An 11,748-nucleotide genomic window follows, 5' to 3' on the forward strand; every position below is an offset into this window, starting at 1 on the left:
GCTGCGTAATTCGTCAGGACCTTTGTCGAAAACATCTGCCCGCGGCATTCAAGGGCAATGTCGGTAAAGGTGCCGCCAATATCGGCCCCCAGTCGGATGGTCTGACCGGCGCTCATGCCTTTTCCTTTGCTGCAAGGGCCGCTTGGCGCATCTGCGACAGGGTCTGGCGCGGGGTTAGCGCCTCGGGAGAGATATCAAGATCCAGCACGGCCCCCGTTCGCGAGGCGCGGGCGCGGGCAAAGGCTGCGGGGAAATCCTCGGTCGTGGCGACGCGCTCGGCGTGAAAGCCATAGGCCTTGGCCAGCATGACAAAATCGGGATTTTCCGCCATGGTGGTTCCCATGACCCTGCCCGGATAGTTTCGCTCCTGATGTGCGCGAATGGTGCCGTAAATGCCGTTGTTCAGGATCAAGATGATCGGCTGCGCCCCGGCCTGAAGGGCGGTCGCCAACTCTTGGCAGTTCATCTGGAAATCGCCGTCACCGGCAAAACAGACCACAGTCCGTTCTGGATAGGCTATTTTGGCGGCGATGGCTGCGGGCAGGCCATATCCCATTGCGCCCGATTGCGGTGCCAGCAGCCGCGCCTGCGGCCCGTATTTGTAGAATTTATTCGGCCAAACCGTAAAGTTCCCCGCCCCATTGGTGAGGATTGCATCCTTGGGCAGCACGTCGCGCAGATGCGCGCTCGCCAGCCCCATATCAACTGGTGAAGGCTGCGGCGGCAGATCCATTCCGGCCTCCCAATCGGCGCGAGCTTGGGCGCGCCATTGTGCCCAATCGCCGTGAACTGGCGACAAGGCGGCGGAGAAGGCGTTGGGACCGGCATGGATGCCCAAAGTTGGTTGATAGATCTTGCCCAGCTCTCGGTCCGAGCCATGGACATGGATCAGCTTCTGAACGGGGACAGGGACCGTCAGCAGCGTATAGCCATCGGTCGTCATCTCGCCAAAACGCACGTTGATGGCCAAAATGACATCGGCGTTTTTGATCCGCGCTTTGACATGGGCCGGCATCCCGACCCCGGCCTCGCCTGCATAGGCAGGGGAAAAGTTGTCGAATTGATCCTGATATCGAAAGGCCGCGATGACCGGAATGTCCGATGCTTCGGCAAAAGCCTGCAAATCTCGTTGGCCCTGCTGGGTCCAATTGCAGCCACCCATCAAGATCACCGGACGATGGGCTTGGGCCAGCATCTTATGGGCTTGCTCCAGCGCCATAGGCAGCGGGGCAGCCTCGGCGATCTGCGCGGGGCCGCTCAAAGGCTGGGCCGTGGTCAGCGCCGTAAGCATGTCTTCGGGCAAGGCAATGACCACCGGACCCGGACGCCCGCTTAGCGCCGTCGTCCATGCGCGCGCCAGAATTTCGGGGAGACGTTCGATCTGATCGATCTCTACCGCCCATTTAGCAACTGTGCCGAACACAGCGCGGTAATCGATCTCCTGAAAGGCTTCGCGACCTTTCATATCTGTGCCGACCTGACCGACAAACAGGATCATCGGGGCCGAATCCTGCATGGCCGTATGCACCCCGATTGACGCGTTGGTCACGCCCGGCCCGCGCGTGACAAAGCACAGGCCCGGCTCGCCTTTCAGCTTACCCCAGGCCGAGGCCATGAACGCCGCGCCGCCTTCGTTGCGGCACATCACAAAATCAAGCTTGCCTTGCGTATCATGAAGCGCGTCCAATACCGCCAGATAGCTTTCGCCCGGAACGCCAAAGGCTTTGCTTGCCCCCAATGCCACCAGACTTTCGACCAAAAGCTGCCCGCCGTTGCGCATATATTGTCCCTTATTTCCGGCCCGGCGCGGCAATTGGCGCGGCGGCGCAAGTTTGAATTCCAACTCATCCTGCCCGCGGCAGCCGTTGGAAAAAATCAAGATTTGCAATGGAACGACAACTTTTACTTGTCGATTGAGGCGCACAGGATCCGTCTGGATAAAAGGATAACAGCGAGGCCAAAGATCCCCGCCAAGCGATCCACCCATCAGCCAAAGCGATCGGAAAAGACCTATGCGCCACAGAAAATGCGCCGCATCCGACTAGGAAACGAGCGCATCAAAGGTTTGGATTGGTGTGCGCCTAACGGCCGACGGTCCACAGGCGAAAGCGGCCACGGCCCGTGACTTCGCGCAAAATGCCCATGGATTGCAGGCGCGCCAGTCCACGTTCGGCGCTGTCGCGTGAAATGCCAAGGGCGCGTTCGGCATCCTCAGTCCCGATCAGCGGGCGCTGAAGCGCTGCCTCGATCAGGCGACCGGGGGTGTCGCCCTTCATCTTGGCGGCCATGCCCAAGGCGTCGTCGCGCCAAGCGCGCAGGCGACGCATGTGCTGGCGCGCCTCATGGGCACCTGCACGCACAGCCTCAAGCCATTGCGCAAGTCGCATGGCAGCACTGCCGCCACTGCGCCATGCCGTCTGGCCATACTGACCCAAGGGCGCAAAGCGCAAATATTGCAAATCGGTGCTTGCCAGAATTGCGCTATAGCTTGCGGCCTCAATGACATCCTCGACCGCGGACAGGCCATTTTGGCGCCACAAATATTGTGCGGCGGCGGCACGGGTCAGGGGATGACGATCCGCCAGCTGATCCAGCGCGGTCAGAAAATCCTGACTTGCAGCGTCGAAATCCGCCCCGCACAACCGCGCGGGCGCATCATCGTGAAAGCCCGCAACCTCGACGCGGTGCAGCGCCAGAAAGCTGCGCAGATCGCGCAGTTCGGGGCGGCGCAAAGCGACCTCGCCAGCGGTATGCGCGGGAACAAGGCGACGGATACACCAGCGTGCCTGCATCAACCCTTCGGCATCGGCCCCGCTGCGTGCGGCCAGCAGATCGCGACCAATATCTTCGGATCGAAGGATGATGCCCTGTGCCCAAAGCATCGCCTCGGCCTCGAGCAAGGCAAGGCGCGGCAATAGCCATGGCGCGTCTTCGACTGCCGCGTCGAGCGCGCCCAGGGCGGCTGCGGCACGGGCCAAAGCGGGGGCTTCTTCCGCTTCTGCCTGTTGCCACAATTCAGGGGCAGACAGATCGGGCATGCTGTCCGCGTCTGCTTCAAGATCGAGGGTCAGATAGCTCATCCGCGAATCCTGCCATGATCTGCGGTTTCGTGCTAGCTGGCTTGTTGCGAAAATCGAACGATTGCCGCGACTATGGCATGAAAGCTGCGCCGCGCCCGATCACTGGTGGCGCGTGCGCGCAAAAAACCATGGGGCAATTGCAGCTCATTGCGCCAGATCGCCGGAACGCCGGCTTTTGTTAACCGCTCAGCATAATCGCGGCTGTCGTCACGCAAGGGATCGACATCGGCCGAGACGATAAAGGCCGGTGCCACTTCTGACAGATCCGGCGCCGTCAGCGGGGCAGAGAGTGGATGATCGGGTTGATCGCCCATCAACGCCTGCCGATAGCCTTGCAGATCGCTGGTGCGCAGCATCGGCGCTTGCGCGTTCTCGCGATAAGAGGGCGCCGTTCCATCCCCCCCAAGGCCAGGATAGATCAAGACCTGCCCAAGAGGCATCCGGCCCGCGCCCTTTTGCATGGCAAGGCACAAAGCCGCGACCAGACAGCCGCCCGCGCTGTCGCCCACGACGACGCCGGGTTGATCCAGCGCCTGCCAGATCGTGCGCAGATCGCCGATCTGCGATGGAAAGCGGTATTCGGGCGCAAGCCGGTAATCCACCGCCACCACCTGCAATCCAGTGGCATCGGCAATTTCTGCACATACATCATCATGGCTATCAAGCCCGCCCACAACATAGCCGCCGCCATGACAGTAAAGCACCAATACCGGCGTCGTCGGGCCATAGATCCGGCAGGGGATGCCAGCAATGGCGCGATCCTCGACCATCATCCCATCGGGACGAGGGCGTCGAAAGACGTGGCACATCTCATTGTAATAAGTACGATTTTCTTCAGCGCTGGCTGTATTGGCATCCGCAGGATAGGCTGCTTCGGTCTGCTGAATGAAATCCAGCACCTGCGGATCCGTGATCTGGCGAGACGTGCTCATCGCGCCAGCTCCTCAATGCGGCGGGTCAACCAATCTGGGTTGGGCTCGGGGACCGAGGCCAGCAGCTCGACCGTATAGGGGTGGCGTGGCGGATCCAGAACCTCGGCTTTCAGGCCCTTGTCCATCACCTGCCCGCCCTGCATGACGACCACATCATCGGCAATCGCCCGGACGGTGGCGATGTCATGAGTGATGAACATATAAGACACCCCGGTCTGATCTTGCAGACGGCTAAGAAGGCGCAAGATCCCCTCGGCAACCAGTTGATCCAGCGCGCTTGTGACCTCGTCGCAAATGATGAAATCCGGATTTGCCGCCAAGGCGCGGGCAATGCCGATGCGCTGTTTTTGCCCACCTGACAGCTCACCGGGCAGCCGATCCAGAAACCGTTTCGGCTCTAGCTCGATCTGATCCATCAATTCGTGCAACCGCTCGGTTCGCGCTTTTCCATGCAGGTCGCGGTAAAAAGCCAAGGGCCGCGACAGGATTTCGGCAATGGTGTGGCGCGGATTCAATGCGGTATCAGCCATCTGATAAATCATTTGAATACGACGCAGTTGGTCCTTGCTGCGCGCGCGCAGTTCGGGCGGAAGGGCCACGCCATCCAGCGCGATATGGCCCTGACGCGGCGGCAAAAGCCCGGTGATCACCCGCGCCGTGGTGGATTTCCCCGATCCCGATTCACCAACCACAGCGACCGTGGCACCTTTGGGAATATCAAAAGAGATGTTTTTCAGCACATCGACGCTGCCATAGGCCGCAGTGACCCCACTGACACGAATGGTGGGCGATTGATCGCGAACCAACTCACGCTCTGGTCGGCGAAACTCGCGTACAGCCCACAAAGAGCGGGTGTAATCCTCGCGCGGGGCGGCCATCATCTGCCTAGTGGGCGCTTCTTCGACCTCTTGGCCGTGGCGCATGACTTTGATCCGATCGGCCATCTGGGCCACGACGGCCAGATCATGGGTGATATAGATCGCGGCAGTACCAAATTCACGCACGGCCTCGCGGATCGAGGCCAGCACCCCGACCTGAGTGGTGACATCAAGCGCCGTCGTCGGCTCGTCAAAGACGATCAAATCAGGACGGCAGGCCATCGCCATGGCAACCATGGCACGCTGCAACTGACCACCCGACACCTGATGCGGAAAGCGCAGGCCGAAATGCTCGGGATCTGGAAGATGCATTTGCGCGTAAAGCTCGCGGGCAAAGGCCTCGGATTGCGCTTTTCCAGCGGTGTGGTGGATCTGCGGCCCCTCGCAGAACTGGGTAAGCAATCGCCAGGCCGGGTTGAAGCTGGCCGCAGCCGATTGCGCGACATAAGCCACGCGCTTGCCCCGCACCGCGCGGCGTGCGCTTTCGGGCAGGGACAAAAGATCGGCGCCATCCAAAAGCACCTTGCCACCCGCAAAGCGCAACCCGGGTGCCGCATAACCCATTGCTGCCAGTCCCAAGGTGGATTTTCCGGCCCCGGATTCCCCGATCAAGCCCAGAACCTCACCCCGGTCCAGCGCCAGATCCACCCCCTTGAGAATGGGGTTCCAGCCATCATCGCCCTTGGCCTCGATCTTTAGATTTTCGATTTTCATCAGCATCAGATCAATCCTTCAACCCCGAGGCGCGGTGCAGCATCCAATCGACCACGAAGTTGACCGCGACGGTCAGCAGCGCGATTGCGCCGGCAGGCAGCAGTGGCGTGACATCGCCGAATGTGATCAGAGAGGCATTGTCGCGCACCATCGATCCCCAATCGGCCATCGGGGGTGGCAAGCCTAGGCCAAGAAAGGCCAGCGCCGAGATGGTCAGGAAAACAAAGCAAAAGCGCAGGCCAAATTCGGCGATCAAAGGTGCGGCGATATTTGGCAGGACCTCTCGGCGGATGATCCACCATGTTCCCTCACCGCGCAGCTTGGCGGCCTCGACGTAATCCATGACCATCACATTCATCGCCGTTGCACGGGCAAGACGAAAAACCCGCGTTGAATCAAGGATGGCGATGACAATGATCAGATTGAACACGCCCGGTCCCAAGGCTGACAGTGCCAGAAGCGTAAAGATCAACGAGGGCACGGCCATCAAAATATCGACGATCCGTGACAAGATCAGATCAACCCAACCGCCAAGCGCTGCCGCCAAAAGACCGGTGACAGCACCAATCGCAAAGGCGATCAAAGTGGTGATCAGGGCAATCGAGACCGTATTGCGAGCGCCCCAGATCAGGCGCGAGAGCATGTCTCGGCCAAGTGAATCCGTGCCAAGCGGAAAGGCACCACCCCAGGGTTCATACTGTCCGCCGACGATCTCAGCTTCGGGGTGAGGCGCGATCATGGGCGCAAAAATGACCAAAACTGCGTAAATCAGGATGACCAATATGCCAAAGATCGCAGTGGGCGGCATCGAGCGTAGGGTTCGACTGATCTCCATGCGCTTACCTCGGATGCAGAAGGCGGGGGTTTGTGGCAATTGCCAGCACATCCGCAATCAGGTTGAGCAGGATATAGACCGCCGCAAAGATCAGCGCGCAGGCCTGCACAACCGGCATATCGCGATTGGTGACGCTGTCGACCATCAGTTGCCCCATGCCGGGATAGACGAAGACCACCTCGACGATCACAACGCCCGTAATCAGCCAGGCAATGTTCAGGGCGATCACATTGATGATTGGCGCCAAGGCGTTGGGCAATGCGTGGCGCAAGATCATGCGCCAGCGGCTGACCCCTTTCAGCTGCGACATTGCGATATATGGCGCGCCCAAGACATTGACGACGGCCGCTCTGGTCATGCGCATCATATGGGCAGTCACGACCAAAACCAGCGTGATTGCGGGCAAGAACGCGCGCGATAACATCTCGGACAGCCCGGTTCCCGGCGCGATATTGGCCATCGAAGGAAACCAGCCCAGATTGACCGACAGCCAGAACATCAAAAGATAGGCGATAAAGAACTCGGGAAAGGAAATCGCACTGAGGCTTAGGATATTGATCAGGCGATCGAACCAACTGCCACGCCAAAGCGCCGCCAAAAGCCCCAGCAGCACGGCCAGGGGCACGGCGATGACGGCTGCATAAAGCGCCAAAAACATCGTATTTCCAAGCCGCCCGGCCAAAAGCTCGGAGACCGGGCGCCCATTGGCCAGCGAGCGGCCAAAATCACCCCGAAATACGCCCGAGATCCAATTTAGATAGCGTGTCACCAGCCCCTGATCCAAACCAAGCTGCTCGCGAAAGGCTGCGACGGCGGCTGGGGTGGCGTTGCGACCAAGGATTTGCTGGGCGATGTCGCCCGGCAGCATCGCAACCGCCAGAAAGACCAGGATCGAGATGATGAAAAGCGTAAAAAGACCGATGCCTAGCCGCGTAAGGATCATATGTCGCAAAGCGCCGCCGGATCGGGTCATGCTCATGCGGGGACACCTCGCGCGGTGATGGAACGAATGCCTGCGCCCGCTGCTTCGGGGGGCGGTAGCGCCGCATCCTGGGCAAAGATCTTGTCAAATGTCGTGATCATTTTGTCCGGCATTGGCACACTGCGCCCCAGATTGGTGTCCACGTGCAAAAGCATATGCTCGCCCGTCGCAGCCTCGGAGCCATCTTCTTTCAGAATGCGGTGATATAGCCGGAATTTCTTGGCATCATGGCCCAAAAGGCGGGTTTCGACGGTCAATTTCTCGCCTGGGCCGGTTTCAGCCAGATGGCGAATATGGGTTTCGACCGTATAGGCCGAGTAGCCCCCCCCGCGATAAGCGGCGTCCAGCCCGATATGGATCAAAAAGGCATCTGTTGCATCGCCCAGAACCTGAAGATAGCGAAACTCGGTCATATGGCCGTTGTAGTCCAGCCAATCCCCGCTGACGCGCGCCTGATGCAGCCGCAACGGATAGCCACTGACCGCGACCGGAGCGCGTGCATAGAACCGATCTTCCATCTCGCGCAGGATTTGACCGGCGCCCCAGTCATTGGTCTTAAGCGCCTGAAAGATCCCGATGAGATTGTCATCGCGAATACGCTCCAATTCGCGAATGGAATGCATGCCCGATTGCTGATCCGACTGATCCGCGATCATGCCGACCAGCCGGTCGTCCAGATCGGGGACATCCATCAGCTTGGTCCAGGGCCATTTCAACGCCGGGCCGAATTGGGCAAGGAAGTGCTTCATCCCGGCCTCGCCTCCGGCAATGCGATAGGTCTCGAACAGGCCCATCTGTGCCCAACGCAGACCAAAGCCATAGCGGATGATGTCGTCGATTTCTTCGGTGGTGGCGATACCGTCATTGACCAGCCAAAGCGCCTCGCGCCAGACCGCTTCAAGCAGGCGATCACCGATATGCGCGTCGATCTCGCGCGCAATCTGTACGGGCTTCATCCCGACCTGGGTCAAAAGCTGGGTCGCACGCGCCGCTGCCGGGCCACCGCCGACAATTTCGACCACGGGCAGCAGATAGACCGGGTTGAACGGATGGGCGACCAAGATCCGTTCGGGATGACGCGCACCGTCGCGCAGTTCCGAGGGTTTGAACCCCGAGGTCGAGGATCCGATGATGGCCTCAGGGGGGGCGGCTGCCTCGATCTCGGACAAAATTTTATGCTTGAGATCCAGACGCTCGGGCACGCTTTCTTGGATGTAATCTGCGTCGGAGACCGCCATCGCGATACTATCGCACCAGATGATCTGTCCCGGCTCGGGCAAAGGTGCCTGAAACATCCGACCCCAGGCGCGGCTGGCATTGGCCATGACCTCGCCCAGAATACGCTTTGCCTCGGGATGGGGGTCAAAGACACGGACATCGTGGCCGGAAAGGATGAATCTTGCGATCCATCCCCCGCCAATCACGCCACCGCCAATTGCTGCGATTTTCATGCGGCCCACCACCGTTCCACGATTTTCCACCCGTCAAAGAAGCGATCGCCCGCAACCTTGCCATGCGCGACTTTGTCGTTCTGCGCGTCCACGTAATTCACAAAGACCGGAATGATCGTGCCGCCATCCTCGGATACGATGCCTTGCATCTCGTGATACATTTCACGGCGCCGGTTATCGTCCAGCTCGGCGCGCGCGCTTAGCAGAAGCTGGTTGAATTTCTCATTATCCCAGAAGCTTTCGTTCCATTCCGCACCTTTGGAATAGGCAAGGCTGAACATATCATCTTCGGTCGGACGCCCGTTCCAGTAGCCCATGCAAAAAGGCTTTTTCATCCAGACATTAGTCCAGTAGTTATCCTCGGGCTCGCGTTTGACATTCACATTGATGCCGCAGGCCTTGGCCGATTGCTGGAAAAGCTGGGCGGCATCGACAGCGCCGGTAAATGCCGTTTCAGAGGTCGACAGGTCGATGTCGAGCGAGTCCAACCCCGCTTGCTTAAGGTAATATTTCGACTTGTCAGGGTCATAGCTATGCTGCGGCAGATCGGCTGCATAATAGCGGTTGGCCGGTGTGATCGGGCTGTCATTGGCGATTTTGCCATAACCATGCACGATCTTTTCCAAAAACTCCTCGCGGTTCACAGCATATTTCAGCGCAAGCCGGACATTATTATCGTCAAGCGGCTTGGTGTTGGTCAGCATGGGCATGGTGTAATGCGCCGTTCCCGTCGTCTCGACCAACGAGATACCGGGACGGCGCTTCAACAAGCCAACGGTTGCCAGATCAGGGGCGTTGATCACATCGACCTCGCCCGTCATCAACGCATTCTGGCGTGCGGTCGGATCCGAGATAGCAATGATCTCGACATCCTCAAACCATGCACGGTCCTTTTTGAAATAATCGCCACGACGCTTGAGAACCAGCCGCACGCCCGGTTCGTGACTGACCAGCGAATAGCCGCCCGTGCCAAGGCCCGATTGCCAGTTCAATGTGCCATCCTCGTTGGCTGGCATGATCAGATAGTGATAATCTGCGGTCAGAGTGGCAAAATCCGCATTCCCGGCATTCAGCTCGAAGATAACGGTGCTGTCACCATCTGCGCGGATGTCTTTGACCTGCTCCAATGGGCCCATCGCGCCGGATTTCGAATCTGGTCCGCGATGGTGGTTGAACGAAGCGATGACATCCTTGGCCGTTACGGCCTTGCCATCTCCGAATTTCGCATCCGACCGCAGTTTGAACGTCCAGGTTGTTGCAGATGCATCCGGCTCGGCGCTTTCGGCCAGCTCTGGCCGGGCATTACCAGTGTCGTCGATTTCCATCAGCGTGTTGGTCACGGCCAGCATACCGATGATCACTGGCCCGGATAGAAACAGCGCCGGGTCCAGCGTATCCGAGGTCGCGGCCCCCGACATGCCGATCGTCATCTTGCCGCCGACCTTGGGCTGGGCGTCCTGCGCCCTTGCCCCACGTGGCAGCAAAAGGCCCGCGGCGGTCATGGCAACCGTGCCCGCCAAAAGGCTGCGTCTGGTTACTTCGGTCATCTTGCTTCTCCCTGTGATGCCCGTCCTTTAGCGGCGGGTCAGTTTAAGCTTTTCACGAACCTCGGCAGGCCCAACGATGCGGCACCCCATATTGCTCAAAATGGTGGCGGCGCGATCAACCAGATCCCCGTTCGAGGCCAGAACCCCACGATCTAGCCAGATATTATCCTCGAGCCCGACGCGGACATTGCCGCCCATCAATGCGGCTTGCGCGACATAGGGCATCTGCATCCGCCCGATCGAGAACATCGAATAGGTCCAGCCTGCGGGAATATTGTTGACCATTGCCATCAGCGAGTTGGGATCGGCCGGCGCGCCATAGGGAATACCCATGCACAACTGGATCATAACCGGATCGTCGATCAGCCCTTCTTCGACCAGCGATTTGGCCAGCCACAGGTGGCCGGTGTCAAACACCTCGATTTCAGGGCGAACCCCGGCTTTTTGAATACGTGCTGCCATGGCGCGCAGCGTGCCGGGCGTGTTTGTCATCACGTAATCGGCTTCGGCAAAGTTCATCGTGCCGCAATCAAGGGTGCAAATCTCGGGCAGAAGCTCTTCGACATGGATCAGTCGCTCGGTGGCACCCACCAGATCTGTGGCGGGGTTCAGCGGCAAAGGCGCCTCGGGATCGCCCAGGAAAATATCGCCCCCCATGCCCGCTGTCAGGTTCAACACCACATCGACATCGGCCGAGCGCACACGCTCGACCACTTCGCGGTACAGTTTCGGGTCCCGCGACGGCGTTCCGGTTTTGGGGTCGCGAACATGGACATGGGCAATCGCAGCCCCGGCCTTGGCCGCCTCGATGCAGGCCTGCGCAATCTCTTGCGGCGAGCGCGGAACCTTGGACGATTTAAGGTGGCTTTGACCAGATCCAGTCACAGCGCAGGTGATAAAGACATCGCGGTTCATCGCAGCTCCGGCAATTCGAGGAATCTTTCTTTCAGCCTAACTGCTTTCAGGCTTCGCGATTTGCACAACAGGACATATCATTTGCATATGTCGCCAAATTCGCCGTTTCATCTGACCTTTCTGACCTTTGATGGTTTTTCCAACATGATTCTCGCCTGCGCGATCGAGCCGCTTCGTGCGGCTCGTGACCTGTCAGGAAAGCGTCTGTTCTCGTGGCAGATTGCGACGATGGACGGGATGCCGGTCTTTAGCTCATCGCGTCTGGCGCTGGCATCGGACCTGCCTGCGGACCGCATTGGCGCCACGGATGCGCTGGTCGTGGTCACGGGATATGGCGCGCGCGATCACATGCGGCGCAATGTCGGCCAGTTCATCCGCCGCACGGCGCGCGGTCTGCCGTTGACGGCGGGGCTT

The 11,748-nt window shown here is 59.5% G+C and carries 9 protein-coding genes and 1 pseudogene; 1 reads left to right on the forward strand and 9 read right to left on the reverse strand.

Features of this window, described 5'->3' with window-relative positions; translation table 11 throughout:
- Positions 1-112: 112 nt before the first annotated feature.
- The 9 genes from RTS12_RS17705 to RTS12_RS17745 all read right to left on the reverse strand — a co-directional run bounded on the left by RTS12_RS17705 (position 113) and on the right by RTS12_RS17745 (position 11,334).
- On the reverse strand, positions 113-1,780 hold the full coding sequence (locus tag RTS12_RS17705; protein WP_312530888.1) for a thiamine pyrophosphate-dependent enzyme: 1,668 nt from the start codon (positions 1,778-1,780) through the stop codon (positions 113-115).
- Positions 1,781-2,081: 301 nt separating this feature from the next.
- Positions 2,082-3,080 (reverse strand): helix-turn-helix domain-containing protein, encoded by a 999-nt coding sequence (locus RTS12_RS17710; RefSeq protein ID WP_312530872.1) that lies wholly within the window; start codon positions 3,078-3,080, stop codon positions 2,082-2,084.
- A gap of 32 nt (positions 3,081-3,112) precedes the next feature.
- Entirely contained in the window at positions 3,113-4,012 is a 900-nt protein-coding gene (locus RTS12_RS17715; RefSeq protein WP_312530874.1) for an alpha/beta hydrolase, read from the reverse strand.
- Positions 4,009-5,610: an ABC transporter ATP-binding protein gene (locus tag RTS12_RS17720; RefSeq protein ID WP_312530876.1), complete on the reverse strand. Its 1,602-nt coding sequence runs from the start codon at positions 5,608-5,610 to the stop codon at positions 4,009-4,011. The genes RTS12_RS17715 and RTS12_RS17720 overlap by 4 nt, the downstream gene beginning before the upstream one ends.
- A gap of 4 nt (positions 5,611-5,614) precedes the next feature.
- Positions 5,615-6,490 (reverse strand): ABC transporter permease, encoded by an 876-nt coding sequence (locus tag RTS12_RS17725; RefSeq protein ID WP_312530878.1) that lies wholly within the window; start codon positions 6,488-6,490, stop codon positions 5,615-5,617.
- Entirely contained in the window at positions 6,444-7,418 is a 975-nt protein-coding gene (locus RTS12_RS17730) for an ABC transporter permease (protein WP_312530880.1), read from the reverse strand. Before RTS12_RS17730 ends, RTS12_RS17725 begins: the two co-directional genes overlap by 47 nt.
- Positions 7,415-8,872 carry a carnitine 3-dehydrogenase gene (locus RTS12_RS17735; protein WP_312530882.1) on the reverse strand — a complete coding sequence of 486 codons (1,458 nt, stop codon included), beginning with the start codon at positions 8,870-8,872 and terminating at the stop codon, positions 7,415-7,417. The genes RTS12_RS17730 and RTS12_RS17735 overlap by 4 nt, the downstream gene beginning before the upstream one ends.
- The gene (locus RTS12_RS17740; protein ID WP_312530884.1) at positions 8,869-10,419 is read right to left on the reverse strand and encodes an ABC transporter substrate-binding protein; all 1,551 of its coding nucleotides are present in this window, start codon (positions 10,417-10,419) and stop codon (positions 8,869-8,871) included. The genes RTS12_RS17735 and RTS12_RS17740 overlap by 4 nt, the downstream gene beginning before the upstream one ends.
- Before the next feature lie 27 nt (positions 10,420-10,446).
- Entirely contained in the window at positions 10,447-11,334 is an 888-nt protein-coding gene (locus RTS12_RS17745; protein WP_312530886.1) for a 3-keto-5-aminohexanoate cleavage protein, read from the reverse strand.
- A 144-nt stretch (positions 11,335-11,478) separates the two neighbouring features.
- On the opposite strand from RTS12_RS17745, the pseudogene RTS12_RS17750 reads away from it, so the two are divergent.
- Positions 11,479-11,748: pseudogene (locus RTS12_RS17750) on the forward strand (GlxA family transcriptional regulator); the annotation flags it as partial.

Origin of the sequence: Paracoccus sp. (in: a-proteobacteria), from assembly GCF_032007265.1 — a bacterium.
GTDB lineage: Bacteria > Pseudomonadota > Alphaproteobacteria > Rhodobacterales > Rhodobacteraceae > Paracoccus.

Excerpts from the sequence above, each read along its gene's own strand:
- RTS12_RS17705 (WP_312530888.1), bottom strand. The coding sequence starts at position 1,780 with ATGCGCAACGGCGGGCAGCTTTTGGTCGAAAGTCTGGTGGCATTGGGG.
- RTS12_RS17710 (WP_312530872.1), bottom strand. The coding sequence starts at position 3,080 with ATGAGCTATCTGACCCTCGATCTTGAAGCAGACGCGGACAGCATGCCC.
- RTS12_RS17715 (WP_312530874.1), bottom strand. The coding sequence starts at position 4,012 with ATGAGCACGTCTCGCCAGATCACGGATCCGCAGGTGCTGGATTTCATT.
- RTS12_RS17720 (WP_312530876.1), bottom strand. The coding sequence starts at position 5,610 with ATGCTGATGAAAATCGAAAATCTAAAGATCGAGGCCAAGGGCGATGAT.
- RTS12_RS17725 (WP_312530878.1), bottom strand. The coding sequence starts at position 6,490 with ATGTGCTGGCAATTGCCACAAACCCCCGCCTTCTGCATCCGAGGTAAG.
- RTS12_RS17730 (WP_312530880.1), bottom strand. The coding sequence starts at position 7,418 with ATGAGCATGACCCGATCCGGCGGCGCTTTGCGACATATGATCCTTACG.
- RTS12_RS17735 (WP_312530882.1), bottom strand. The coding sequence starts at position 8,872 with ATGAAAATCGCAGCAATTGGCGGTGGCGTGATTGGCGGGGGATGGATC.
- RTS12_RS17740 (WP_312530884.1), bottom strand. The coding sequence starts at position 10,419 with ATGACCGAAGTAACCAGACGCAGCCTTTTGGCGGGCACGGTTGCCATG.
- RTS12_RS17745 (WP_312530886.1), bottom strand. The coding sequence starts at position 11,334 with ATGAACCGCGATGTCTTTATCACCTGCGCTGTGACTGGATCTGGTCAA.